At 36.6% G+C, this 25697-nt stretch carries 25 protein-coding genes; 2 read left to right on the top strand and 23 right to left on the bottom strand.

All coding sequences use genetic code 11. The features are described from left to right. Positions 1-149 precede the first annotated feature (149 nt). From ACJ2A9_RS08930 to ACJ2A9_RS09020, 19 genes are all read right to left on the bottom strand, one after another. Positions 150-506: a small basic family protein gene (locus tag ACJ2A9_RS08930; protein ID WP_441421291.1), complete on the bottom strand. Its 357-nt coding sequence runs from the start codon at positions 504-506 to the stop codon at positions 150-152. Between the two features lies 1 nt (position 507). Then, positions 508-1197 (bottom strand): DUF881 domain-containing protein, encoded by a 690-nt coding sequence (locus tag ACJ2A9_RS08935; protein ID WP_441421292.1) that lies wholly within the window; start codon positions 1195-1197, stop codon positions 508-510. 4 nt (positions 1198-1201) lie between these two features. Continuing rightward, positions 1202-1903, bottom strand: a complete 702-nt coding sequence (locus ACJ2A9_RS08940; protein WP_441421293.1) for a DUF881 domain-containing protein — start codon at positions 1901-1903, stop codon at positions 1202-1204. Beyond that, positions 1887-2675 (bottom strand): cell division protein FtsQ/DivIB, encoded by a 789-nt coding sequence (locus tag ACJ2A9_RS08945; protein ID WP_441421294.1) that lies wholly within the window; start codon positions 2673-2675, stop codon positions 1887-1889. Before ACJ2A9_RS08945 ends, ACJ2A9_RS08940 begins: the two co-directional genes overlap by 17 nt. Before the next feature lie 216 nt (positions 2676-2891). Then, on the bottom strand, positions 2892-3806 hold the full coding sequence (murB, locus tag ACJ2A9_RS08950; RefSeq protein ID WP_441421295.1) for a UDP-N-acetylmuramate dehydrogenase: 915 nt from the start codon (positions 3804-3806) through the stop codon (positions 2892-2894). A gap of 49 nt (positions 3807-3855) precedes the next feature. Beyond that, on the bottom strand, positions 3856-4956 hold the full coding sequence (gene murG, locus ACJ2A9_RS08955; RefSeq protein WP_441421296.1) for an undecaprenyldiphospho-muramoylpentapeptide beta-N-acetylglucosaminyltransferase: 1101 nt from the start codon (positions 4954-4956) through the stop codon (positions 3856-3858). A 344-nt stretch (positions 4957-5300) separates the two neighbouring features. Continuing rightward, positions 5301-6401: a stage V sporulation protein E gene (gene spoVE, locus ACJ2A9_RS08960; protein WP_441421297.1), complete on the bottom strand. Its 1101-nt coding sequence runs from the start codon at positions 6399-6401 to the stop codon at positions 5301-5303. 56 nt (positions 6402-6457) lie between these two features. Next, positions 6458-7810, bottom strand: a complete 1353-nt coding sequence (gene murD, locus ACJ2A9_RS08965; RefSeq protein WP_441421298.1) for a UDP-N-acetylmuramoyl-L-alanine--D-glutamate ligase — start codon at positions 7808-7810, stop codon at positions 6458-6460. A 1-nt stretch (position 7811) separates the two neighbouring features. After that, complete coding sequence (gene mraY / locus ACJ2A9_RS08970) at positions 7812-8786, bottom strand: phospho-N-acetylmuramoyl-pentapeptide-transferase (protein ID WP_441421299.1); 975 nt, start codon at positions 8784-8786, stop codon at positions 7812-7814. Positions 8787-8801: 15 nt separating this feature from the next. Next, positions 8802-10169, bottom strand: a complete 1368-nt coding sequence (locus ACJ2A9_RS08975) for a UDP-N-acetylmuramoyl-tripeptide--D-alanyl-D-alanine ligase (RefSeq protein WP_441421300.1) — start codon at positions 10167-10169, stop codon at positions 8802-8804. Beyond that, positions 10166-11632: a UDP-N-acetylmuramoyl-L-alanyl-D-glutamate--2,6-diaminopimelate ligase gene (locus tag ACJ2A9_RS08980; RefSeq protein ID WP_441421460.1), complete on the bottom strand. Its 1467-nt coding sequence runs from the start codon at positions 11630-11632 to the stop codon at positions 10166-10168. The genes ACJ2A9_RS08975 and ACJ2A9_RS08980 overlap by 4 nt, the downstream gene beginning before the upstream one ends. 254 nt (positions 11633-11886) lie before the next feature. Continuing rightward, positions 11887-13821, bottom strand: a complete 1935-nt coding sequence (locus tag ACJ2A9_RS08985; RefSeq protein ID WP_441421301.1) for a stage V sporulation protein D — start codon at positions 13819-13821, stop codon at positions 11887-11889. A 146-nt stretch (positions 13822-13967) separates the two neighbouring features. Continuing rightward, positions 13968-16157 (bottom strand): penicillin-binding protein, encoded by a 2190-nt coding sequence (locus ACJ2A9_RS08990; RefSeq protein WP_441421302.1) that lies wholly within the window; start codon positions 16155-16157, stop codon positions 13968-13970. Between the two features lie 50 nt (positions 16158-16207). Next, positions 16208-16567, bottom strand: coding sequence for a cell division protein FtsL (gene ftsL / locus ACJ2A9_RS08995; protein ID WP_441421303.1), 360 nt, complete (start codon positions 16565-16567; stop codon positions 16208-16210). 12 nt (positions 16568-16579) lie between these two features. Next, positions 16580-17512 (bottom strand): 16S rRNA (cytosine(1402)-N(4))-methyltransferase RsmH, encoded by a 933-nt coding sequence (gene rsmH / locus ACJ2A9_RS09000; RefSeq protein WP_441421304.1) that lies wholly within the window; start codon positions 17510-17512, stop codon positions 16580-16582. 47 nt (positions 17513-17559) lie between these two features. Continuing rightward, a complete protein-coding gene (gene mraZ, locus ACJ2A9_RS09005; RefSeq protein ID WP_441421305.1) occupies positions 17560-17991 on the bottom strand; it encodes a division/cell wall cluster transcriptional repressor MraZ in 432 nt (143 codons plus the stop codon). A 141-nt stretch (positions 17992-18132) separates the two neighbouring features. Next, on the bottom strand, positions 18133-19755 hold the full coding sequence (gene bshC / locus ACJ2A9_RS09010; RefSeq protein ID WP_441421306.1) for a bacillithiol biosynthesis cysteine-adding enzyme BshC: 1623 nt from the start codon (positions 19753-19755) through the stop codon (positions 18133-18135). A gap of 90 nt (positions 19756-19845) precedes the next feature. After that, positions 19846-20259 (bottom strand): DUF3397 domain-containing protein, encoded by a 414-nt coding sequence (locus ACJ2A9_RS09015; protein ID WP_441421307.1) that lies wholly within the window; start codon positions 20257-20259, stop codon positions 19846-19848. Continuing rightward, positions 20222-21211: a 2-dehydropantoate 2-reductase gene (locus ACJ2A9_RS09020; protein WP_441421308.1), complete on the bottom strand. Its 990-nt coding sequence runs from the start codon at positions 21209-21211 to the stop codon at positions 20222-20224. Before ACJ2A9_RS09020 ends, ACJ2A9_RS09015 begins: the two co-directional genes overlap by 38 nt. 122 nt (positions 21212-21333) lie before the next feature. Between ACJ2A9_RS09020 and ACJ2A9_RS09025 the strand changes: the two genes are divergently transcribed. After that, on the top strand, positions 21334-21807 hold the full coding sequence (locus ACJ2A9_RS09025; protein WP_441421309.1) for an N-acetyltransferase: 474 nt from the start codon (positions 21334-21336) through the stop codon (positions 21805-21807). Between the two features lie 59 nt (positions 21808-21866). On the opposite strand, the gene ACJ2A9_RS09030 is transcribed toward ACJ2A9_RS09025, so the two are convergent. The 4 genes from ACJ2A9_RS09030 to ACJ2A9_RS09045 all read right to left on the bottom strand — a co-directional run bounded on the left by ACJ2A9_RS09030 (position 21867) and on the right by ACJ2A9_RS09045 (position 24301). Beyond that, positions 21867-22496, bottom strand: coding sequence for an RsfA family transcriptional regulator (locus ACJ2A9_RS09030; protein ID WP_441421310.1), 630 nt, complete (start codon positions 22494-22496; stop codon positions 21867-21869). A 144-nt stretch (positions 22497-22640) separates the two neighbouring features. After that, the gene (locus ACJ2A9_RS09035; RefSeq protein ID WP_441421311.1) at positions 22641-23399 is read right to left on the bottom strand and encodes an enoyl-CoA hydratase/isomerase family protein; all 759 of its coding nucleotides are present in this window, start codon (positions 23397-23399) and stop codon (positions 22641-22643) included. A 144-nt stretch (positions 23400-23543) separates the two neighbouring features. Continuing rightward, positions 23544-23717: a 50S ribosomal protein L32 gene (gene rpmF / locus ACJ2A9_RS09040; protein ID WP_441421312.1), complete on the bottom strand. Its 174-nt coding sequence runs from the start codon at positions 23715-23717 to the stop codon at positions 23544-23546. A 74-nt stretch (positions 23718-23791) separates the two neighbouring features. After that, on the bottom strand, positions 23792-24301 hold the full coding sequence (locus ACJ2A9_RS09045; RefSeq protein ID WP_441421313.1) for a YceD family protein: 510 nt from the start codon (positions 24299-24301) through the stop codon (positions 23792-23794). A gap of 149 nt (positions 24302-24450) precedes the next feature. Here ACJ2A9_RS09045 and ACJ2A9_RS09050 point away from each other — a divergent pair, with 149 nt between their 5' ends. Continuing rightward, positions 24451-25692, top strand: coding sequence for a nucleotidyltransferase (locus tag ACJ2A9_RS09050; RefSeq protein ID WP_441421314.1), 1242 nt, complete (start codon positions 24451-24453; stop codon positions 25690-25692). The last annotated feature ends 5 nt before the right edge of the window (positions 25693-25697 follow it).

Genomic DNA, 25697 nt, shown 5'->3' on the forward strand with positions numbered 1-25697 from the left:
AAATTTTGAGAGTGAACAGTTTTTACTCTTTTTACTTATTAAAATGTATTCAACATTTAAGTACCATTCCCTTTTTTTTTTCCTATTTTTTTGGGATTTCTACTGTTTTCTTTATTTTCCTCATTCACTCATTATTCTTTTATTGTCAATTACACAGTTGTTTCTTTTTTATCGGTCCATTTTGACAAGAGAATCCGTCTAATTACAGCAATATTATTAAACAAACGAACACCGAAAGCAAAAATTGCCGCTAAGTATAAGTCTACACCAAGATGAACACCTAGAAAAGCTAAACCTGCTGCAAGTAATATATTAAAAAAGAATCCTGTAACAAAAACATTGTTATCAAATGTATGTTGTAAATGCGACCTAATTCCTCCAAAAAGAGTATCAAGTGCAGCTAAAACTGCAATCGACAAATAACTTGAATATTCATCAGGTATTCTAAATTCAGTGATAAAACCAAGAAAAAGCCCAATGATTAGGCCAACAATTGGTAACCACATATTATGCCTCCTCCTTTACTTGCTCCATATATCGAACTCGCAGTATTTGTTCATATGCCGGTAAAGTAATTTCATTGACTGGAGTTATAGATAAGCTTAAATTCTCAATTGCAAAATATTCTAAAGATTGAGACACAATCATTTCATTATGAAGTCTCTCCGGATCATCGGTAAGAACTAAAATTTTCAATGGAAAAGGTGGAATTCTCCGTGCATTAATATGTGTAACTCCATTAACATCCCGAATGGCTGAAGTAGTAACGATTCGTTGATTACCAATAGCTATTTCTTTCGCACCATGTATATTAAGTTCATTAATTAATCGACGTAACAATTCTGGTGGCACAGTGTAATAATGTTGTGTACCATCATTAAAGATGGGGGTAACTTCAATTATAATTCCTGGTCCGGTAGCTTCAGTTAAGCCAACTTCATTCTTAAGTTCATCGATTGCTTCTTCCATTACGCTTTCTACTAAAGAATCTTCATATTGACTAAGTAAAGTCTCATATTTTTTTATTTCATTATTTAACTCTTGCTGACGCTCTTTCTCTGCTGTTAAGTCTTTCCTTAATTCAAGTATATCTCTTGTATCACGAACAATCGGTTCATTTGTTGTTTGAAATTGAATCGCAAGCATGAAGCCTATAACAGTCGTTATGATCGCAAATACAACTCTTCGGTCTTTCATCTACTCACCCTCTCTCCGTCAAGTAAGGATCGAGGATGATACCTTCTTTCTTTTCAATCCGCACTTCTATTTGATCGTTCACTAATTGATCTTTAATACCACCAACAAGATTGAGGGCTGCTTCTAATTTATCAGAATCTCCAATTGCCGAAATGACAAAAGGAGCAAATGACGTATTCCCATCAATTCGAATGACCGGACCAATACATTGAATATAGGACTGGTGATTGATTCGATGGCCATTTATTGCGATCGCCTCAGCACCCGTTACAAGTAGTTCATGTACTACTTTTTGTATGTGCTGTTCATGAACGATGTAATTATTTGGATTTTCATCATGTGGAACATACGAATAGTCGGTTAAAGTTACCTCTAGACCAGGACCGGAAACTTTCACTTGTCCTGAAATCATTCGCAGCTTTTCCAAATCTTCAACAAGATTAAAATATGTTGTTTCATGCTCGGCTATCTCTTCTTCTAGTTCACGTACTTGTGTTTGAATTGCCCGAAGCTCCTCTTGCAAATTTCGATTAAGTGCCTGTTGGTTTAATACTTGGTTCCGTAATTCGTCTTCTTTTTTCCATTGACGCTCAGTAATTGTATTATTATTTTGACTTTCATTTGCAAATTGGTAAGAAAGAGCAATGATAAATCCCGTTACTATCAAAACAAACGAAAGGATAACGTGATTACCCTTCACCTTCAATTTCTATTTCCTCCTCAAATTGAAATTTTTCGAAATAGGGATTCATTCTCATATGAATTATCCCTTTTTCGTCTGGCGATAACTCCTGAACAATCGCTGGATATGAACTAATTCTCTCTGAGAAGTGTCGAATTGTTGAACTTACCTCATTGCCATCATTCATATACAATGTGATTCTCAAAGGGTCACTTTCGACCGGTGTAAAATATATTTCAGAAATACGATTAATCATACTTTCGGGCAATTTTCTAAGCTCTGCAGCCATTTCTTCCACTTCTTCCCCTGTTTCACTAGTCCAGTTAACTAATAACGGTGCATCAGTAGGAAAATGTTCACGTGGCATTTCATCAAGTATCTTTCCGGTTTCTAAGATTGGAAAATACCTTCCCTCATCGAAAATATACGCAACACGAGAATATTCCGTCACATTAATCTCTACACTATTTGGAAACTTTCTTTGGACAGTCGCAGAGGATATCCCATGAAGTTGGGAAATAATCGATGCTACTACGTGCTCTTGCTCGACATTCCAAATGCTTGTCCCTTCTTCAATTCCTGACATGTCAATAATCGACTCATCGTTAATATAATGGTTTCCGCTTACTGCAATTGATGTAATATGACTTAATGAGGATTGGAAATAAATGACTAGAAGAATTAGGAAAAAAAATGTTGATAAATACATAATTAGTCTTCGATTTGATTTTTGTTTCCGTTGCGACTTTAATTTTGGAATTCGATCTTCAATTGTAATTACTTTATCGTTCGCCATTCCATATTCCCCCATTTAAAGCACGTTCTTTTTCCTATGAAATCGACCCTTCATCCTGACGCTTATTTCCCTTTTTTATGTTGCTAGCAGGAAAACTTGGAAAACGGCATAAATAGTATGCCGTTTTAGGTTTGTTTCTCAATATTTTCTATCCTATAAGATTATAGCATATTCGTTGCTTTTATTTGTTAGTTATAGGTAGACTATTTTATAAAATCAATTACTTTTTTTTCCAACGATTTCAACCTCAGTTTCCATCTCCACCTGATATTTTTCGGCAATTGTCTTTTTTATATGCTGAATAAGGTTCAACACATCTTCAGCCTTGGCATTCCCAGTATTAACAATAAAATTGGCGTGCATCGTAGATACTTGAGCTCCTCCAACTTGATACCCTTTCAAGCCAGCCTTCTCGATTAATTGTCCAGCATAGTTTGGTAAAGGATTTCTAAACACACTGCCACAACAAGGGTAGTTCCACGGCTGTGACCTGCGCCGATAATCTTTATATTGTTGCATTTCTTTGACAATTTCCTCTCGGTTCCCTTTCTTTAATTGAAATATTGCCTCAACACAAATTCCCTTCACTTTTTGAAGATAGGATGTGCGATAGGAAAATTGCATTTCTTCATTTGATAGCCACTTCATTGTCCCATCAGAGAACAATATAAGAGCTTTCTTTAGAATTTTAGAAATATCCGAACCATGGGCACCTGCATTCATAAAAACAGCGCCACCAACTGAACCTGGTATCCCGCCGGCAAATTCTAAACCCGATAGCCCTTGTTTACTGATAATTGTCGCTAATTTAATTAACGGATAGCCACCACCGACTTTTACTTCTTCACCCTCTATGGAGAGTGGACTTATATTCTCATTTAATTTTATTACAACCCCTTCAATTCCTTCATCGGACACTAACAAATTTGATCCGCGGCCAATCACACGCCATGGGATATTATTCTTTAGGATAAAATCCATTAATACGTTAAGCTCTTCCATGCTCGTCGGCTCTACTAGGGCATCTGCCGGGCCTCCTATTTTCCAAGTCGTATGCAAAGATAACGGCTCATTTTTATAGACATTTCCTACACTTACTTTATCTATTTTTTGTATAAATTCATTGTTCATTACGTAACGTACCTCCTAAATGAGAACTATGCTAATACCTATATTATGTTCAGTGGTTACGTTTTGCTAATTGATTAATCACTTCATATAAAACTTTGGCAGCATCTTGTTTTCCGAGTTGTTTTGAAGCTAAATGCATTTTCTCCCATTTCGACTGATTTAACAGAATATCATCAATATCAGTTAATAATTGCTGCCCATCGAGCTCTTTCTCTAATCGAACCAATGCCGCCCCATTCTTACTTAAAGCATTTGCGTTTTTTTCTTGATGATTATTTGTTACATATGGACTTGGAATTAAAATACTTGGCAACCCCAGTGCTGTGACCTCTGCCAGTGTAGTTGCACCTGCTCTGGCAACGATAAGATCAATCGCTGCTAATACTTCTGGCATATTGTGAATAAATGGACGTATAAAAATATTACTAGGGTTACCGAGCTTATTTACTTCATTCATTACTTTTTCATAATGGACTTCACCAGTAACGTAGAGAAATTGATAATCTCGTTTTCCGGCTTCAGGAAGGACTTCTAAAAATGCATCGTTAATTGGCCTTGCCCCTCTACTTCCCCCAACAATTAATACAGTTTTCTTATCATTGCTTAATCCAATTGAACGTCGCCCTTCATCACCATTTCTATGTAATACCTCGGATGCTCGCGGATTCCCCGTATAGACCACTTTCTCGTTCGGAAAGAATGCTTTTGCCTCTTCAAAACAAATAGCCACTTTATCTACGTACCGGCTCAAAAATTTATTTGTTAATCCAGGAACACTATTTTGTTCATGAATTAACGTAGGAATCTTTAGCTTTGCTGCAGCAAAGACAACCGGACCACAGACATAACCACCTGTACCAATGACAACATCTGCGTTAAAATCTTTAATGAGCTTCTTCGCATCCGCAGTTCCTTTCAAAAATCGAAAAATCGTTTTAACATTATCAAACGAAATCTTTCGTTTGAAACCAGAAATTGTAATTGATTTAAACGGAATATTATCTCGCGGAACAATTTTACTCTCTAATCCATTATCAGTACCTATATATATAAAAGTAGCCTCTTTGTTTACTTTTTTAATTTCTTTAATTAGTGCCAATGCAGGATAAATATGACCACCTGTACCACCACCACTAATAACTATTCTCATCATAACCCTCCAAAAGATAATTTAGAATTAATAATTTAGAATTTAGAATTTAAAGATGATTTTAGTAGAGCTTCGTAGTAAACCCTAAGCATAATTCATAGAAAAAGCTAAACAATTCTACATTCTAAATTCTAAATTCTACATTTTCTTTTTCATTTTACATTAATATCTATCTATATCACATTAAAATCTGTCCTATCACATAAAAAAGAAGAAACCCTGTAAAAAACAGGGCTTACAAGTTTAGAGTTTAGAGTTTAGAATTTAGAGTGAAAAGTCAAAACCTTTTCCTTCATGAGTAATCTAACAACTCTACACTCTAAACTCTTAACTCTAAACTATCGTCAGTATCTCGCATATCTGCTTATGTTAAGCAGCACCCCTACTGCAACGAGCATGAGTGTTAATGAGGAGCCCCCGTAACTTAAGAATGGTAATGTAATCCCTGTAACTGGCATTAGCCCTGTTACAACACCAATATTGATCATAACCTGAATGGCTATCATTCCGATAATTCCGACAGCAAGTAAACTTCCATATAAGTCTGGTGCACCAAGAGCAATTCGTATTCCACGCCATAATAATAGGCTAAACAACAAAATAACAAACGCGCCTCCGATAAAGCCTAACTCCTCAGATAAAATGGCAAAAATAAAGTCTGTTTGCGGTTCAGGTAAATAGAAAAACTTTTGTCTGCTTTGTCCAAGTCCTAATCCCATTAAACCACCCGGTCCGATTGCATAAAGTGATTGAATGATTTGAAACCCACTACCAAGCGGGTCTGACCAAGGATCCATAAACGATGTGATCCGTTTTATCCGGTACGGAGCGGATAAAATTAAACCAACAAAGCCTGCAACACCAACCAAACCTAAACCAATAAAATGACTTAACTTTGCTCCAGCTACATAAATCATAATGACACATGTCCCAACCATTACAGCTCCTGTACCTAAATCCGGTTGCAACATAATCATACCAAAAGCTAACAATACAAGTGCTAAAGAAGGAAGCAAACCTTTTTTAAAAGAGGTAATCAGCTTTTGGTTTTCTGATAAATACTTAGCTAAGAATGCAATCATTGCAAGTTTCATAAATTCAGATGGTTGAATAGAAAATGCACCAACACCTAACCAACTTCTTGCCCCGCCACGTACAAGCCCCACGCCTGGTATCAATACAACAATTAATAAGATAAAACAAATGATCAGGAGAACTTTTGACCATGTCCGCCATGTCCAGTAATCAATATTCATGACAAAGAACATGGCGATAACACCAACTCCAGCAAAAAATAACTGTCTCTTTGCAAAGAAAAATGAGTCATCAAATTTATAGGTTGCCCATACGGCACTAGCGCTATAAACCATTATCATACCAATGGTCAGTAAAGCTAATGTTGTGATAACCAGAATAAAATCCGGTGTTTTCTTTGACTTAAGCAATACGGAACACCTCGTTCATGAATGAATTAGGGAGGATCCCCCAAGGTTACCCTTTATTACTTAAGTTTATGCACACTTTTGATAAACATGTCCCCTCTTTGTTCAAACGTCTTAAATTGATCCCAACTTGCACATGCAGGAGATAACAAAATCACATCTCCTTCATTTGATAGGTCATAAGCAATAGGGACAGCCTCTTCTAGATTTACGACTGATTTAATTTTAGTAACACCCGCTTTGTTGGCAGCAGCAACTAATTTTTCAGACGTTTCACCAAACGTAACAATACCTTTTACTTTTTTTAAGGAAGGGATTAATTCATCAAATTCATTCCCGCGATCTAGACCACCCGCTAATAAAATAAGCGGTTCATTAAAAGCATTGATCGCGGTTTCGGTCGCAAGAATATTGGTTGCTTTTGAATCATTATAGAAACGTCGTCCGGAAACTTCAGTTACAAATTGAAGTCGATGCTTCACCCCTTGAAAGGTTTTTAAAACATCAATAATACGTGATGTTTTAGCGCCCATAATCTTTGCTGCAGCTATAGCAGCCAGAATGTTCTCTAAGTTATGCTTACCCGGCAATACAATTTCGTTTATATTAATAATTTTTTCACCTTGAAAATAAACGGCATGATCACGTAAATAGGCACCATGTTCTACTTGTTTAGAAACCGAAAATGGCACTTCGGTTCCTTTGTTGTTTTGTGCTAATTGAACAACAGTTGAATCGTCAGCATTAATAACGTAAAAATCATCATCTGTTAAATTAGCAAATATTTTCGCCTTTGCATTTCCGTACTCTTTCTTCGTACCATGAAAATCTAAATGTGCATCAAAAAGATTCAATAACACGGCTACTTTTGGATGAAATGTTTCTGTGCCCATTAATTGGAAGCTAGAAACTTCTGTCACAACAATATTATCCTCAGTCGCGATCTGTGCAACCTCACAAGCAACAATACCGATATTACCGGCAACCAAAGGATTCTTTTTACTTTCTTTTAGCATTTCAACAATTAATGTTGTTGTTGTTGTTTTTCCGTTTGAACCGGTAATCGCAACTAATTCAGCTTCTGACAGAATAGAAGCTAACTCAATTTCTGTTACAATCGTTATTCCTAACTCCTGTGCCCGTTCAATAAGTGGATTTGAATATGGAATTCCAGGATTTTTAACGATAAAGTCAATTGGCTCATCCAATAATGACAGAGGATGAGCACCACAAATCACATTTATTCCAATTGATTGCAGCTCTTTTGCACTTTCATTTTCATCAAGCGGTTTGGCATCATTAACAGTGACATTAGCTCCAAGCTTATGCAAAAGCTTTCCCGCAGCAAACCCACTCTTTGCTAACCCAACGACAAGTATCTTTTTTCCTTTAAATTGTTCAGTATTTTTCATTTTATATCCACACCTCTAAGTAGATTCCAAGCACTGCAAAAAGCATACCTACAATCCAAAATGTAACAACTACACGCCATTCACTCCAGCCTGAGAGTTCATAATGATGATGCAATGGACTCATTTTAAATACCCGTTTGCCAGTCGTTTTAAACGAAATGACTTGAATAATGACTGATAGAGTTTCAATTACGAATACGCCACCTATAATAACAAGTAATATTTCCATCTTTGTTAATATAGCTACTGCAGCTATTGCACCACCAAGAGCTAAAGAGCCAGTATCACCCATAAACACTTTTGCCGGATGTGCGTTAAATACTAAAAAGCCTAGAACTGCACCAACGACTGCTGCGCAAAAGATAGCAACATCAATCATATTTGAATTCCATGCAAGTACCGCAAATGCACCGAAAGCAATAGCAGAAGTACCAGCTAATAAACCATCTAGCCCATCAGTTAAATTTACTGCATTTGACGCACCTACAAGCATGACTATAACTAGTGGTAGATATAACAATCCGATATCAATAGAGATATCCGTAGCTGGGATTCTAACTGCCGTAGAATATCCTGCCTGAACGATAACATAGTAAAAAATTGCAGAAATAATTAATTGTCCGAGAAGCTTTTGTTTTGATGTTAAGCCCAAGTTCCTCTTCATGACAACTTTTATAAAATCATCTAAAAATCCTAATAGTCCGAATCCAAATGTAACGAGTAATAACAAAAACAATTCTGTTGATAGATGTAAAAATTTTGTTGACATTACAATGGTAGTTGTAATAATAGCAATGATAATCATCACTCCACCCATCGTTGGAGTTCCACTTTTCTTTTGATGTGATTTTGGTCCTTCATCACGGATGCTTTGACCAAACTTTAAACGTCGTAAAAAAGGTATGATGATTGGAGATAATAAAACGGCAATCAGAAATGAAGCAAGTAGAGTAAAAAGTAACACACGCTCTAACATTTCCTTGCCTCCCTTCTAATAAGATACTGTTTCAATTACTGTCTCTAATTTTAAGCCCCTCGATGCTTTAAATAAGACAACTGTTTTCTCATCTAGTAGTGTTTTAAGAACAGGAAGTGCTTCGTCTTTCGAATGAAAAGAATCAATTGAAAATTGTCTTGCCTTTCCTTGAGTTTCCAATGCCTCGGCAATCCATTTTCCTTTCTGTCCGATAGTAATAACATTCGTAATTGGGGCCAAAATCACGTCCGCAACATCCCGATGTAATTGCTCTTCGTTAACCCCAAGTTCATACATATCGCCTAAAACAAGTACTTTTCGCTCATATCCTTGTAACTGCTTTACAGTTTCAATGGCAGCCTTCATTGATGTTGGGCTTGCGTTATAGGCATCATTAATAAGTAATGCTCCATTTAATCCCTGTAGTCGTTCAAGGCGCATTCCGGTTAATTGCAAGTCAATTAAACCCGACTTTATTAAGGAATCATCCAGATGAAGCTTTCTGGCAATCGTTATTGCATAAACTGCATTTTTTACATTATGATTTCCTAGCAATGGAATCACGAATTGATCTTTTTCATTATTTAACTGAAAGGTCACCCCTTCATCAATAGATGTTATTGCTTGAATCACTACATCATTTGATGCAAGATGTCCACACCTTATCGCTCTTTCATTCACATAAGGAATAAGCAATGGTTCATCGCCATCAATCACAACATAACCTGATGGTTTCAGGCCATCGGTAATTTCCATCTTTGCCTTGGCTATCCCTTCCCGACTTCCTAATTGTTCGATATGGGATTCACCAATATTTGTTACAACGGCAAAATCTGGCTGAGCTAATTTACTTAATAAGGAAATCTCGCCATATCCGCTCATTCCCATTTCTAAGATAAGCAGTTCACAGTCAACTGGCATGGACAAAATCGTTAGAGGTAATCCAATATGATTATTAAAATTACCTTTTGTTTTATGCGTCTTATACTTTTTTGCTAGAACACTCTCTAGAATATCTTTTGTCGTTGTTTTTCCATTACTGCCGGTTACACCGATAACAATAGGATTGATTTCTTGGCGATAGAATGTTGCTAACTGTTGCAGAGCTTGAAGTGTGTCATCAACGAAAAAGACTGGAAATGTCTCATCGATCGTTGTTGGCAGTTGTTTACTTTTTTGCCAAAGGGCTGCAACTGCCCCATTTTGTATGGCTGTTTCCAAAAAACTGTGACCATCAAACCGTTCACCAATAATCGGTACAAAAAGTCCTTCATTAACATTTAATCTACTATCTATAAAAACCTCTGAAATAGAAAAGCAAGGAGGAATTTCACCTCGGTTTGAACTACTTACTTTCTGGATAAGTGAAAGATCTAGTCTCATGATTTCCTCTCCTTGATTGCAGTTCTCGCCACTTGGCGATCATCGAATTCAATAACGTCCGTTCCAATGATTTGATATGTCTCATGACCTTTTCCCGCAATCACAACAACATCATTTACATTGGCACTAGAAATCGCATGAAAGATAGCGTCTCTTCGATCTATGAACGAAACAAACTGTTCACCTTCTACACCTGCTTCCATATCTTTTAATATCGTTTCTGGATCTTCTGTTCTTGGATTATCAGATGTAAATACAGCTTTATCAGCATATTTCGTTGCAATTTGAGCCATTAATGGTCGTTTTGTTCGATCGCGGTCACCACCACACCCTACAACGACAGTTACCTTGCCCTTTACAAACTCGTTTACAGTTACGAGAACATTTTCAAGGCTATCTGGTGTATGGGCGTAATCAACAATAACGGAGTAGGGCTGCCCTTCATCAACGGCTTCAAATCTGCCGGCAACTCCTTCTATACCTTCTAATGTACTCTTAATTTTATCAAGTGGAACCCCATATGCATGACTTGCAGCAATAGCTGCAAGAGCATTATACACACTAAATTTCCCGATCAATTTCAGTTGTATTGTCATTTCTTCTTTTCCAACTGCTAACGTGAATTTCGTGCCTCGTGCTGTAATTTCAATATCCTTGGCCAAGTAGTCACTGTTGGTATCAATACCATAGGTTAACACTTGAGCTGAAGTCATTTTTTCATACTCTTCAGAAGCAGGGTCATCACTATTTAAAATGGCGATTTTTAATGTATTTTGATCGTATGTATTACCGAGTTGGGCGAATAGCAGACCTTTCGCATGAAGATAGGCATCCATTGTTTTATGATAATCAAGATGATCTTGAGTTAAGTTTGTAAACACAGCTATATTAAAATCACATCCTCTTACTCTCCCTAAATGAAGAGCATGTGATGAGACTTCCATCACTGCGGTATCGACGTTTTCATTCACCATTTCCTGAAAAGATTTTTGTAAGGATAATGATTCTGGTGTTGTATTTTTCACTTCTTGTTTCTTATCACCAATCTTCATATACATTGTCCCAATTAAGCCTGTTTTGTCACCATATTCTGTTAGTACTCTTTCAACTAAATGTGTGACAGTCGTTTTTCCATTCGTTCCGGTCACACCAATTAAAGTCATTTTTTTTGTTGGATTATCGTAAAAGCGATTAGCAAGAATTGCCATTGCTCTGACTGTATCTTTTACAACAATAACCGGGACTGTTGCATTCACTTCTTTTGCTGCTAAAATAGCAACAGCGCCAGCATCAACAGCTTGTTGTACATAATCATGACCATCTACTGTATAGCCTTTTATACAAACAAATAAGCTCCCTTTTTTCACTTGTCTTGAATCCATTTCAATCGATTCAATTTCTGGATTCCCTTTATTTGTTTGAGAATATAGTAACAATTCTTGTATTAGATCTTGTAATTTCATCATTAATAAACCTCTCATCTTTTGTCTTTGAACTCTATAATCATCGTATCTAATTTGCAGCTTTTTTATCCCTATCATCACTCATTTTATGCATAGAACGGAGGGTTATTTCATTATTTTGTAAAAACCGGTTTAATGAAAAACAAATAGACAATAAAGGAAGCCAAGGCGTATGCACTTGGCTCACACATTAGTAACTATCAAAGTGTAAAGAAAGATACATTACCACCAAAATTTCGAAACACTAATCCATTTTAATCTGACTGCTTCGATTTGTCACCCATATATAAACGAATTGTTGAACCAACTTTTACTTTTATCCCAGGCTCAGGTGCTTGTGCTAGAACATTTTCACCATTACCTGAAACATCAAGTTGTAAATCATAATACGCTTCATTAATTTCTCGTTTTGTTCTCCCGACTAAATCAGGCACCTCTATCAGAGGCTCATCACTCCAAATTCTTTCTTTTTCTATTTGTTCTGTACGTTTTTCAACCCCTAATGCCCGTAGACTATCACCGATAATTTTTCCTACGATTGGAGCAGCTACAACACCACCAAATTGTAATGTTTCTTTTGGGTTATCAATTGCAACATAGACGACAATTTGTGGGTCATCAGCTGGGGCAAAACCAATAAATGATACAATATGATTATTTTCAAGATATCTGCCGTCTTTTGCTTTTTGAGCTGTACCTGTTTTCCCTCCAACTCGATACCCATCAATAAACGCACCTTTACCAGAGCCTTTTGCAACTACATACTCAAGGGCCCGACGTACTTCTTTCGATGTTTCCTCAGAAATTACTCTTCTTTTCATGATTGGTGAATGACTACTAACCACTTGCCCGCTAATTTTATCCGTCCATTCTTTGGCCAAGTACGGCTGATATAAATATCCTCCATTAATAGCTGCCGATACAGCGACCACCTGTTGCAGGGGCGTAACAGCTACCCCTTGGCCGAATGCTGTTGTTGCTTGCTCCAGTGGTCCTATTCGGTCTCGATTAAATAATATCCCTTTTCCTTCACCTTGTAAGTCAATCCCTGTCTTTTGACCAAATCCGAAGTTTTCAATGTAATCAAATAAACGGTCTTTTCCTAGCTTTTCACCTAGTACTACAAAGCCAGGGTTACATGAGTTTTGAACAACCTCTAAAAAGGTTTGATGGCCATGACCACCTTTTTTCCAGCAACGAAGCCTGTGACCTGATACTTCAATAAAACCGGGGTCGTTAAATGTATCTTTATCCAGATTAACAAGATTTTCTTCTAATGCAGCAGCCAATGTAATAATTTTAAAGGTAGATCCTGGCTCATACTGACTCCAAACCGGTTTATTCTGATTATATACTTCTGGTGGTACTTCCCGAAAATTTTCAGGATTAAAATGTGGTCGGCTAGACATGCCAAGAATCTCTCCAGTATTTGGGTTCATGGCAATAGCAATCGCACCATCAGGATTATATGTCGCTTCGGCAATGTCTAATTCACGTTCAATAAAGGTTTGTATCCGAGTATCAATTGTCAACGTTAAATCAAGTCCATCGACTGGGGCCGTATATTCATCAGCTAAATCAGGCATCCTTTTCCCTTTCGCATCTGAGAAGAAGGAAACATGCCCTTTTTGACCACTTAAATGTTCATCATAATATAACTCCAGACCGGTTAATCCCTGATTATCGATACCGGCAAAGCCAAGCACATGTGAGAGATAACTGCCAAATGGATAATGGCGCTTACTATCTTCTGCAATATATACACCTGGTATATCAAGTGCTCTAACTTCACTAGCTTTTTCTTTACTGATCTTTCTTCCCTCTGGATTAATTCGTACAATCGACTCTTTTTTTGTCAGAAATTCATAAGCTTTCTTTTGGTCCATATTTAATGTTGCTGCCAATTTCTGTGAAGCATCTACAGGATCTTTAATTTGTCTCGGGACAACTAGAACCGATGGAGCACTTACATTGGTTGCTAATGGCACACCATTTCGATCAAGAATTTCTCCACGCTTAGCCTCAAATGGGATATCCCTGCTCCAGGAATCTTCTGCCCGGTCTGTTAACATGTTTCCAAGCGAGAATTGTACATACCCAAGTCTTACGACAATGATAAAGAAAACTAGTATTCCAAATAATAAAACGAAAACTAACCGCTTCCGTACCGTCACATTTGAAACTCGCACTGCAAGACCTCCCACTCTACTATGCTTGTTTCAATATATGCTTGTACGAAAACAGTTAGAACGAACGTTAGCAGTTAAAAGTTTAAAGTTAATTACCGAAAGTTTCATATAGAAGTAAACTTCTGCGTATAACTTACAACTTTAACTTAATCCTGTATAAACCCTTCCATCTCTTCTTCCAACATTTCCTCTTCATCCAAATCTCCTGGACGTAGTGGCACTTCAAGTTCAACTGCTAAATAATCTCCTAGTTGAATTATGCTTCCTGCAGATATACTTTGTTTCACTACAAATCCAGAGCCTACAAAATTCGGGTTTAACTCAACGACTTCCGCCAATTTCATTACATCACGAAGGGACCACCCTTCGATATTTGGCATGAGAAGCTCATCTCCTGTGGTTCTTAAAACCACTCTTTCACCAGGTAAAATCTTAGAGCCAGCAACTGGAATTTGTGATTCAACATTGTTACCATTACCAATAACAACGACCTCTGCACCCATTTCCTTTAATTGTTCCTCGGTGGTGGCTACGGAAGCACCTTTAAATTCTGTAATCACAATACCTTCCTCACTGTTCCCTTGAGGACGATCCTCATATTGAGGCGATATGTTTAAGTACTGCAGACTGTATTTCATCACTGGATTAAAAATTTTCGCTACTGGTGTCGATCCTGCCTCGTGCTGTGGAAGCTTCGGCCGGTCAACGGCTACATAGACGATAACCCGCGGATCATCTTTTGGTGCCATCCCCAAAAATGAGAATATATTTTGCCCGTGCCCGGAGATATATCCAGGGCCGTCTGGTTTTGGAATTTGTGCCGTCCCGGTTTTTCCTGCAACTTGATAACCTTCGATATAATATGGCTTCCCAGTTCCAGCAGGTGAAGTCACAACTGTTTCCAGTAAATTAAGTACTTGTTGTGCCGTTTCTTCTTTAATTGGTTCTGAGACAACTTTCGGTTCATTGAATTCCACTATTGTTTCTGTTTCCGAATTAACAATCCGATCGATAACATATGGCTTCATCATCTTTCCACCATTCGCTATCGCCGTTGCTGCTTGAACTTGCTGAATTGGGGTAACAGCAGTCGCTTGTCCAAATGCTGATGTCGCCGCATCAATTTTATAAGAATTTGCAATTAGACTTTTTCCTTCATTTGGTAAATCAATATTTGTCTTTTCCGTAAATCCAAACCGTTCTACATATTCATAAAACTTCTCAGGGCCTAGTTTTTCTAGGGCTATGATGGAAAAGGCTACGTTAGAAGAACGCTGAAACCCTTCATCAAAACTAATTTGTCCCCAACCGCGTCCCCTATTGTGGTCAGTGATTCTACGTCCCCCAATTGCATAACTTCCCGATTGAAACTGTTCTGAGCCATTATAAACACCTTGATCTATCGCAGCAGCCAATGTAAACATCTTTATCGTTGACCCTGGTTCGAACATTGACGAAACTGCATAATTTGTATAGTTCGTAATTGTTTCGTATTGATTTGGATTAAAGCTCGGACGGTTGCTCATTCCAAGGATTTGCCCTGTTCTAGGATCTGCAACGATCGCTATAATTCGTTCAGGATCGTACTCTTCTTCTACCTGAGTCATCGTTTGTTCAAGTGCCATTTGAATATTTGATTCAATAGTTAAATAGACATCATACCCATTCTTTGGCGGCTGTATCACTTCATCTATGTTAGGGAGTTTGAAGCCCTTACGGTCACTTTGATAAATAATATAGCCATCCTCGTCCTTAAGGAAATCATTTAGACTGCTCTCTATTCCCATGCGCGCTTCTCCCATATCACGATCTGTATAACCGAGAACATGCGAAGCAAAAGTTTGTTTCGGATAGTACCTTCTTGGAACTTGAGTAAACATAATCCCTGATAACTCGAGGGATTCAATTAATTCCTTTTTTTCATGACTTATATTTTTTGATCCTGGACCCAACTCCACTTGAACACGATCTCGAGAGAGTAAATCTTCGAGACGATCAATACTCATATTAATAATTGGTGCTAATTTTTCAGCAGTTTCCCTTGGATTTTTAACTCGATTTTCATACTTTTTATCTAACACGGCATAAACATTGTAAGATACAATTTCTTTTGCAACCTCCTGTCCACCCCGATCATAGATTGTTCCTCGATTGCCTTCTAATACTTTTTTCTTTGTCCATCTTTCTTCAGCTAATGTTTGTAACGGTTGCCCATCGATTTCCTTTGCTGCTTGTATGAAAGCTATTCTTCCTAACAAAATAAAAAAGAAAGTGAAGAAAAGCAGCATCAATATTAATGCTCTTTTATTCACTGAGGAATTTTTCTGTATTTGCATAATGTCACTTCCAATTAAAGAATAAAATTTATTATTCCTTTACCTATTTTTTAATTCACAACTTTTACTTGTTTTTCATCCAAATTCATTCCTAGCTGTTCTTTAGCAATAGTTAGGATACGTTCTGGAGCTGCCAATTCAACTACTTGCAGTTGAAGCCCTTCATTTAGACTTGTCTGCTGTGCAATAGTCGCTTCTAACACTTGAATATCTTTGTTTGCCATATAGATTGAGGCATAATTCGTTAAAATAATGTACGAAGCAAAGACAATCCCCAATATCGTAAGCAAATATAACGCTTTTTCACCTTTTGTAATTGGAGATTTTTTTTGTTCGTTCTGTTGTGGTTGTACAACTGGTTGTTCTTTTTGTTTTTGTTGTCGTTGGATTTTGTGTGCAAGATTATTCATAGCATAACCCCCTTAACGTTTTTCGGCAATACGTAATTTAGCGGATCTCGAACGTTTATTTACCGCAATTTCTTCATCGCCTGGCAGTATAGGTTTTCTTGTAATAAGCTTTAATTCTGGTTCATACCCTTCAGGAATGACTGGTAACCCTGGCGGTAAATCAGGACCTTTACTTTTTTCCTTAAACATTGTTTTACACATACGATCTTCTAATGAATGAAATGTAATCACACTGATTCTTCCTTGTGGCTTTGCTATTTCAATTGCCCCTTCCAATGCCTCTTCAAAAGCAGCCAACTCATCGTTGACAGCAATTCGTATCGCTTGGAACGTTCGTTTAGCGGGATGGCCACCCGTCCGTCTGGCAGGGGCAGGTATTCCTTCTTTAATAATGTCTACTAACTCTCCGGTTGTTTCAATTGGTTTCTTCTCACGAGCTGCTTCGATTTTTCTGGCAATTTGCTTAGCAAACTTTTCTTCACCGTATCGGAAAATTATAGAGACCAACTTATTATAATCCCATTCATTTACAATCTTGTAAGCTGTTAACGAAGACGTTTGGTCCATCCTCATATCTAAAGGGGCATCGTTATGATAGCTGAAGCCTCGTTCTGCTTCATCTAATTGTGGTGATGATACACCCAGATCAAACAATACTCCATCTACTGAAGTTACACCATGGTCTTGCAATTTTGACACAAGATGGCGAAAGTTGCTTTTAATTAATGTGAAATTCCCTTCATACTTTGCCAACTTTTCTTTTGCATTTTCTAGTGCAATATCATCTTGATCAAAAGCATACAGGTGACCACCTTCTGTTAATTGAGATAATATGAGTTCACTATGTCCAGCCCCGCCTAATGTACAATCTACATAAATCCCATCAGGTTTTAAATTTAAGCCTTCAACAGCCTCTTCCTTTAGAACTGTAATATGTTCAAACATTGTAGCACCTTCTTTTTTCGTTTCTGTTTTTCTAGATGTTGTCGCTTTTATAAATCAAAATCAACAATTCCTTCTGCGATATCACTAAATGCTTCTTCGGACTCCTTAAAATAGTCTTCCCAAATTTCCTTACTCCAAATTTCAACTCGATTCGAAACACCTATAATGACACATTCTTTCTCTAGCTGAGCAAACTCCCTTAGTGGACCAGCAATATTAACCCGACCTTGTTTGTCCAACTCGCATTCTGTTGCACCTGAGAAGAAAAAACGTGTAAAAGCACGAGCATCTTTTTTTGTGAAAGGCAACGTTTTTAATTTTTGTTCGAGGAGTTTCCACTCTTCTTCAGGATAAACAAATAAACATTTATCCATTCCCCGGGTAATGACAAAGGTTGTCCCAAGTTCTTCTCGAAACCTTGCGGGAATAATCATTCGCCCTTTTTCATCGACGTTATGCCGATATTCCCCCATGAACATACCTTTGTCACCTCCCCCCACTTTCTACCTCTAAGTTACCACATCTCCCCACTATCCTCCACTTTTAATTTTAATATTCGTCTAAATAAAAAAAAATCCTGCTAAAAAGCAGAATTTTTCTTTATATATTCGGGTTTGCAGCTACAAATACATCACTTTATGTTTCTCATTGATGGCTATTCGCTGATTCAATAGTGTAGTCATAAAATCCAGACCATATTTATTTAAGTAAATAAAGATATTATGAATACGTTCTTGTGGCTGATCATTTGGCATCAACATTGCTGAAAGAAGATCAAATTTTCTCAGTGTGGGTTCATATTTCTCTCTTACTTTTTTTTCTAACTGTCTTTCAAGAAAGTCAATTTGACTAATAATAAGTTGATAGTTTTTCATGGCTACCTTTTCAAGAGAAGGGTCTATTTCATTAGCTAGTGCTCTTAATTGTTTGTGCGCATTCTCCATCTGTTGCTTTGTTTCGGCACTTATCCCATTAATATCCCATTGCTTTTGTTTTTGATACCAGCGTTCTTTTGCTAAAGAACTTCCCCCGTTTAAATATACCGATAAACTAATGTTAATTTCCGTCATAAACCGCTGACTTTGCTCATCAATAATTGTAATCTGATGTCTCGGAATGATAGGTGGAATTTTATATCCAAAGAGATGGAACAATTGCTTAAAGGTAGCCCAGTATGCGACTTCACCCGGACCGGCAACAAAAGCTAAAACAGGGAGAATGGCTTCCTGCATAAGTGCTCTTGTCACAACATTATTACTTAACTGCTGAGGGCTATTCTCAGCAATCTGCAGAAGTTCATCCTGACTTATGATAAATTCATTATTCTTACCACGAAATCGTCCTTCCTGCTCTCTTTCTAATAACACTCTTTCTCCATTTATATGATAAAAAAGATGAGCGTTATGTTCGTTTATAGCAATTGGCGTTCCATACCCTGCTTGTTGAACTTCCTTAGCCTGGCGTACGAAAAGCTCACTTAATTCCTTATTATTAATGATCATTTTCTTAAAAACAGGAGCTTCAAGCTCACGTAAGTTTGGATCAGCTGAGTCCATAAGAACGATTCCAGTATCTTTAAATAATGTCGAGATAAGTTCTCCGAAGAACTCAACATAACTTTGTGACTTTTCCAGTGAATGTTCTAACACGCTAGTGATTGCCTTCGTATGTTCAGTTTCGCCAAAATTTCGAACAATTTCATACAGCCATTCTTTTATTACAGTGTGATCAAAATTCAACTGAGAAACAGGTGATTTCTTCTCTGGTGCCGTTTGAATTGGATGCTTTATTACGGTAGAACCTTTCATTACATGTAAATGATTGATTTCTGCAAAATCATGATCTTCTCCTGCAATCCAAAAAATAGGAACAACAGGAACAGAAAGCATCTCTTCCTGTTCTTTAGCTATTTGCAGAATTGTTAATACTTTATAGATTGTATAAAGAGGGCCAGTAAGTAATCCAGCCTGCTGGCCGCCTACAACAACTAACGCTTGTTTATCTTTCAACTTCTCTATTTGATCATATGCCTTTTCATGATATGTAAATTGCCCATTAAACTTTTTCAGGGTCTGTTGCAGTGATTCTCGATCATATTTTCTCTGCCACAATTCCTGACTTCTATTTGTAAAATCATGCTGTTCATACGAATAATCAAATAACGCTGCTGCCTTTTCGCAACCACTTAAATAATCTGTTGCTAGATTTTTATTATGCGAAAGGAGCATTTCTTTCACAATCATATTTATACGTCCTTTCAATTCGATGGAATAAAAGAAGTATAGCAAACTTTTTATTAAGTTCAAAAAGATAACACTCAGAAAAAGCATATACTAGATTGTATAAATTTTCATGATAAGTCCATATGAACACAATAAAAGGTAACCTATTAAAAATAATAGAAAATTAAATCGCCATATACCTTTAATTAATTTCAATGTGTTAATTTCATTTTTTACTTTCCAATGGATAATCGTAAACATACTCGCTACAAGTAAAATAATGATTAAGATTAACCATAAAAAAGACTTTTGCCAAATTTCATATGCAATAAAATATACTGCCAAAATAAATAAAAAAGTCGTAACATCTGTAGCCAATTTAACTGAATAACGTTTATTATGCGAGATTTTCACGCAGACAATGTAAACAAGATACCACCCAAACAATGGTATTGTAATGATTGTAGCAACAAAGCCTGAAATTGCATTACCGAACATATCCTCTACCTGCACCTCCAATCTCATATTGCTCTATTCCTTTTATGCTATTAAGAACGAATTCTGTATATGGGATAATTAAACTCTCTTTCTTGGCTCGTCCTAATAAGTAGCCGCTTATTGCATCAATTTCAGTCTGGCGGTTACAATCAAGATCCCTAAGCATTGAAGAACGGTTTCGTCCAGTGTTCCTGCAAATTTCGAGCAACTCATTCCACAACTGTTCCCGATCTTCTATCTTTACTACACTTACGGCCTCATTAAATAAAGCTTCCATATTCTTCTTAAAGAAACTATTTTCTAATAACTTGCCATTTTCCACTCCATAAAGTGCTGTCAACGGATTAATAACTGCATTCACCACTAGCTTACGCTGCATAATCTCTAACCAATTCGGAAACTCCTTCGTTGTAAAACCAGCTGCAGATAAGCGTCCCCATACTTCTTGTAATTCTTTTTCATGTGTATAGGTACCGATTTTTAAACATCCTAACCCAGTATGTTCAACAATAGAATCAGAAAGTTTAAGTCCCCCATGTTCAACAATCCCTATATAAATCGGCATATCGGGCAAGCTTTTGAGATATTCTAAATGGCCCATGCCATTTTGCAAAAACACAAGCGACTCGCATCTAGATTTCCTTTGCAAAAGCGACTTGATTACATCTCTGACTTGGTATTGCTTTACCGCAATAAAAAGGAGATCAAGTTCATCTAACAAACAATGCTCAAACACCTCTGCTTTTACAGCGTAGTTTTTTTGTTTATCAAGTCTTATACAAGTAATACCCTCGTTATTAATTGTTTCTGCTTGCTTTTGACGGTTAGTAAGTATGACAACCTCAAACTTTGCTTCACATAAATAACTTGCTAAAAGCAATCCTATAGCTCCACCACCAACTATTCCAATTCTCACTTGTCCACTCCATCCTTCTTCAAGTTCATAATTATAATTAAATTGTAGCATATTCTCATTCATTCGCCTCCTATTACAATAAATTAATTAGAAAAAAATGGTTGTAAGTGAAATTTCTTTATTTTTGTAGTAGAATAGATATGATCATATAATATAAATGTTATTTGAGATTGGAGGGGTACACCGTGGAAGAGATTAAAGTTAAGCGCTTACACGTGAATTACAAAACATTAGAAGAATTTGAAAACTTCAGAGAATACGGTGCTCAAGAACTATCAATGAAAGAAGATTTACGGGCAAACATTATTGAAGATGACAGTGAATCCCCATTTTACGGTATTTATTTTGGCGGAAAACTAATTGCCAGAATGAGCTTATACCGAATCGAAAAGAAATATGACCGTTATTTTGAACCAGCTCAAGATTATTTAGAATTATGGAAACTTGAGGTACTAGAACCTTACCGACATAAAGGGTATGGAACTGCTTTAGTTAACTTTGCAAAAAGTTTTAATTTACCTGTTAAGACTAATGCGAGACAACGCTCAGACGAATTTTGGAAAGGCATGGGATTTGAATCGATTACTTACAAAGAAGAACGTGATCGTGGTGAAAATCCTTTCGTGTGGTTCCCTGAAGGTGTTGTGGAAGCTGAATAAAGGTAATATTTTAGCGACAAAGCCCCTCAATCCTACCTACACTGATTGAGGGGCTTTCCCTATTTACTTATCGGTTCTACACTTCCATTCATACTAGCTTTCATATTCGTAGTATATTCTTCATTTACAACCGTTATTTTTCTTGCTCTTTCAATGATTTCAATTAAAGCCTGATAATCTTGATTCATTGCCTCAAATTTTGATTCCAAACTTGTTAAATCATATTGAAGCTTTTCATTTTCCCGTTTTAGCGTATCAATTTCATGTTTTAATTTTTCATTTTCAGTTGCAATAAGACTATCACTTTCCTGATTCGATTGTTGTTTTTGCAAAAATGAAATAACATCTCCCATTGTAATTTCTGTTTGATATTTCTCTTCGTTCGGTTTTTTAACAGCTGCAATTTCCTCTTCGCTGAATTCAACTGAATCCTCACTGACTTCTTGTGAAATCTTTTCTTTTTTTAATTTTTTACGCTGTTTTTTTGCAATCGCAATGGCCGACTCATATTTTTTACGGATGGCCGAATTCCAACGAAAGCCGCAAGCAGCAGCCGTTCTTGACAGCCTTTCTCCTACTTCCTCAAAGGCAGAAAGTTGAGTTCCTCCCTCACGAATATACCTCAATACAACTTCTGCTAAAATGAGATCCTCATCATTGGTCCACGCATCTTGACGGACAATAGACATATAATCCCTCCAATATAAGGTCTTTTTCTATATCTATGCATTTGCTAGATAAGATAGACTCTTACTGCTGCATCCTTTTTAGACTAGATGTTATTAGGATTATTTCCTTGTTCAATCAAGACTATTCGAGAATTGAGTAGGGGGCTACCGCTCTAAAAAACGTTGCACAGCTTGATGGTGTTCATCTGATTCCCACAAAGTTGAACAATCATCAATTTCATTTAAGATTTGTTCAAGCAATAAATCCTTACTAAACTTATTAGTATACTTCTTTTTATAAGCCATTAAGACTGGTAAAGACTGCTTTAAAAATGGTGAAAGCCATTCTTTACAACCTTCTCTATGTTGACCTTCTTCTATTATATGGTTAACAAAACCAGCTTCCAGACCTTCTTTTGCAGAAAATAGCTTACAACTCATTAATAATTGCATCGCGTTAGTTGGATGAACTCTCTCTAAAAGCATCGAAGCTCCTCCCCAACCAGTCGTAATGCCTAATGTCCCTTGAACAAACCCCATTTTTGCATGTGATGATGCTAGACGGAAATCACATGCTGTTGCAATCTCACACCCTCCACCAACTGCTGTCCCATTAATGAAGGCAACAGTTGGCTTTGGAAAGAAAAATAACCGATGTAACACCTTCCCCATTTTTGTTAACATTTCAGAAGACTGCTCTTTCGTTTCCAACTTATGAAACACAGATAAATCTCCACCCGAACAAAATGCATTTGTCCCTTCTCCGGTAATAACCAACATCTTATCATCATTTGATTGTTCAACTTCAGTCAAAATATTATTAAATTGTTCAATTACATCATAATCAACTGCATTTCTACGATCAGGTCGGTTAATTATTAACCAGGCAATCCCATTCTCTCTTTCAAGAATAACTTTACTCATACTTATTCCCTCCTCAATATTGTATGAATTGAAATTCTACAAAAATTTGCAAATTCCTGCAAAAATCATCTATGTAACTTGTTTATGAGAAAATTGCACAAAAAAGCAAGGAGGATTATCCTCCTTGCTTTTTTATAGCATTCATTACTTGCTAACTACTTCATTTCCTTTATAAGTACCGCACTCTTTACATACACGGTGAGCTAGTTTCATTTCTCCACATTCTGGACATTTCACCATACCAGGTACCGCTAATTTATAGTGAGTACGACGCTTATTTTTGCGAGTTTTTGAAGTTCTACGAAAAGGTACTGCCATCATTCCCACCTCCTTACAAAGAAAGTCAATATCTAAAATGAAGGCCGGAATAAGCCGGTTCTTCGTTTCAAACATTATTTTTCAAAAAATTTTGCTAGGTCTGCTAATCTTGGATCAATTTGATTCTTCTTTTCCTCTTCAGTCAGAACACCCCAGCCATTACCAGTTGCAGGTGCTTCACCTTTTTCATTATCACTAAATACCTGTAAAGGGATCTCTAGTAAAATGTTTTCCTTAATATAAGGAATCAGATCAATCAAATCACCTTCAGGCTGATGAATTTCGCTATCATCACCAGTAGCAATTGGATAATCTCCTAACTGAAATACTTCAGTTGCTTTAATATCAAACGGAAATTCCACATCAGCTAATGTCCTTGAACATGGCAAGATCATTTCTCCCTTGATGGTCAAATGAAAAGTAACTGTTTGACCCGAGAAATTAGCTTCCCCTTTCACCTCTAGTGGTGAAAGCTGCCGAATTCCTAAATTGCTTTCCTCAATTAATTCACTTAAATCCAAAGTTTCATCAAAAGATATCCCTTTATGTTTTAAGCTGTTTAATTGCTGAACTGTCCATTTCATGTTACTCACCTCAAGACAACAAAAGTAATTATATCTTTGTATTTGCTATTTGTCAACCTATCTTCTTTACAGTATAATTTAGAAACTATAATCGTTTACCCATATACTACCCTATTCAAACAAAAATCAATACGAGGAGTGATAAGTGAATGAATATAGCTGGCATAATCGTTGAATACAACCCTTTACATAATGGCCACGAATATCATTTGAACCAAACAAAAGCAAAAACAAATGCCGATCTTCTTATAGCAGTAATGAGTGGATATTTTTTGCAACGTGGTGAACCTGCTATTGTTTCTAAGTGGACACGTACAAAAATGGCCCTTGAGGCTGGTGCAGACATTGTAATTGAATTGCCCTATGCATTTTCAACACAAAAAGCAGAAACATTTGCAAATGGTGCAATTTCGATTCTAGATGCTGTTGGCGTTAATCAACTATGTTTTGGTAGTGAAGAAGGAGCAATTGACTCTTTTTATAACTTACTATCATTTATGAATGATAAGGAATCCCTTTTTAATCAAAATGTAAAAAACTATATAGCAGAGGGAAATAGTTATCCAAAGGCAACATCTTTAGCTTTTTCAAAACTGGAAAACAACAGCGGTGTTCTTGACTTATCCCAACCAAACAATATCCTTGGTTATCATTATATTAAAGCGATCCAAATGCATAAAAGTTCCATTAAGGCAAGTACAATCCAGCGCAAAAATGCCCAATATCATGATGAAACATTTTCTGATTATACATTTGCAAGTGCAACAAGCATAAGAAAAAAAATCTTTTCAGAAAATAATGAGGTCACAGCAATTACATCAGTTGTTCCTTCATACACCAAAGAGCATCTTACCAACTATTATCGGGAAAATCAACTGTTCCATAACTGGGAACTATACTTTTCTTATTTAAAATATAAATTACTCACCTCAACAACAGATCAACTCCAACAAATTTATGAGGCTGAAGAAGGTTTAGAGCACCGTTTTGTGCACTATATAAAGAAGGCCGACAATTTTTCATCATTTATGAATACTGTTAAGACAAAACGATATACGTGGAATCGACTGCAGCGTCTTTGTTCACATATTCTTACAAATACGACAAAATCTGAGATGGAACTCATCAGTAATGCTGAAGAAGTTCCATATATACGCCTCCTAGGTATGACTACGAATGGACAAGGTTATTTGAATAAGATCAAAAAACATCTCAATGTACCTTTGATTACATCTCTATCTAAGGAAATGAATCCACTATTAGCACTTGATGTTAGAGCAGCTACATGCTATGCATTAGGCTACAAAAAAGAAATGCAATCAAAAAGGATTCAAGAAGAGTTTTCAACACCACCAATTCGCTACGATGAAAAAGCAGGACTTTTTATGTAACAAAG

The sequence above is a fragment of the Anaerobacillus sp. MEB173 genome (assembly GCF_052119505.1).
GTDB lineage: Bacteria > Bacillota > Bacilli > Bacillales > JBJMAU01 > JBJMAU01.

What these genes read in the sequence shown, in the direction of transcription:
- ACJ2A9_RS08930 (WP_441421291.1), bottom strand. Translation starts at nt 506, where the DNA reads ATGTGGTTACCAATTGTTGGCCTAATCATTGGGCTTTTTCTTGGTTTT.
- ACJ2A9_RS08935 (WP_441421292.1), bottom strand. Translation starts at nt 1,197, where the DNA reads ATGAAAGACCGAAGAGTTGTATTTGCGATCATAACGACTGTTATAGGC.
- ACJ2A9_RS08945 (WP_441421294.1), bottom strand. Translation starts at nt 2,675, where the DNA reads ATGGCGAACGATAAAGTAATTACAATTGAAGATCGAATTCCAAAATTA.
- murB (WP_441421295.1), bottom strand. Translation starts at nt 3,806, where the DNA reads ATGAACAATGAATTTATACAAAAAATAGATAAAGTAAGTGTAGGAAAT.
- murG (WP_441421296.1), bottom strand. Translation starts at nt 4,956, where the DNA reads ATGAGAATAGTTATTAGTGGTGGTGGTACAGGTGGTCATATTTATCCT.
- murD (WP_441421298.1), bottom strand. Translation starts at nt 7,810, where the DNA reads ATGAAAAATACTGAACAATTTAAAGGAAAAAAGATACTTGTCGTTGGG.
- mraY (WP_441421299.1), bottom strand. Translation starts at nt 8,786, where the DNA reads ATGTTAGAGCGTGTGTTACTTTTTACTCTACTTGCTTCATTTCTGATT.
- ACJ2A9_RS08975 (WP_441421300.1), bottom strand. Translation starts at nt 10,169, where the DNA reads ATGAGACTAGATCTTTCACTTATCCAGAAAGTAAGTAGTTCAAACCGA.
- ACJ2A9_RS08980 (WP_441421460.1), bottom strand. Translation starts at nt 11,632, where the DNA reads ATGAAATTACAAGATCTAATACAAGAATTGTTACTATATTCTCAAACA.
- ACJ2A9_RS08990 (WP_441421302.1), bottom strand. Translation starts at nt 16,157, where the DNA reads ATGCAAATACAGAAAAATTCCTCAGTGAATAAAAGAGCATTAATATTG.
- ftsL (WP_441421303.1), bottom strand. Translation starts at nt 16,567, where the DNA reads ATGAATAATCTTGCACACAAAATCCAACGACAACAAAAACAAAAAGAA.
- rsmH (WP_441421304.1), bottom strand. Translation starts at nt 17,512, where the DNA reads ATGTTTGAACATATTACAGTTCTAAAGGAAGAGGCTGTTGAAGGCTTA.
- mraZ (WP_441421305.1), bottom strand. Translation starts at nt 17,991, where the DNA reads ATGTTCATGGGGGAATATCGGCATAACGTCGATGAAAAAGGGCGAATG.
- bshC (WP_441421306.1), bottom strand. Translation starts at nt 19,755, where the DNA reads ATGATTGTGAAAGAAATGCTCCTTTCGCATAATAAAAATCTAGCAACA.
- ACJ2A9_RS09015 (WP_441421307.1), bottom strand. Translation starts at nt 20,259, where the DNA reads ATGAGATTGGAGGTGCAGGTAGAGGATATGTTCGGTAATGCAATTTCA.
- ACJ2A9_RS09020 (WP_441421308.1), bottom strand. Translation starts at nt 21,211, where the DNA reads ATGAATGAGAATATGCTACAATTTAATTATAATTATGAACTTGAAGAA.
- ACJ2A9_RS09030 (WP_441421310.1), bottom strand. Translation starts at nt 22,496, where the DNA reads ATGTCTATTGTCCGTCAAGATGCGTGGACCAATGATGAGGATCTCATT.
- ACJ2A9_RS09035 (WP_441421311.1), bottom strand. Translation starts at nt 23,399, where the DNA reads ATGAGTAAAGTTATTCTTGAAAGAGAGAATGGGATTGCCTGGTTAATA.
- rpmF (WP_441421312.1), bottom strand. Translation starts at nt 23,717, where the DNA reads ATGGCAGTACCTTTTCGTAGAACTTCAAAAACTCGCAAAAATAAGCGT.
- ACJ2A9_RS09045 (WP_441421313.1), bottom strand. Translation starts at nt 24,301, where the DNA reads ATGAAATGGACAGTTCAGCAATTAAACAGCTTAAAACATAAAGGGATA.
- ACJ2A9_RS09050 (WP_441421314.1), top strand. Translation starts at nt 24,451, where the DNA reads ATGAATATAGCTGGCATAATCGTTGAATACAACCCTTTACATAATGGC.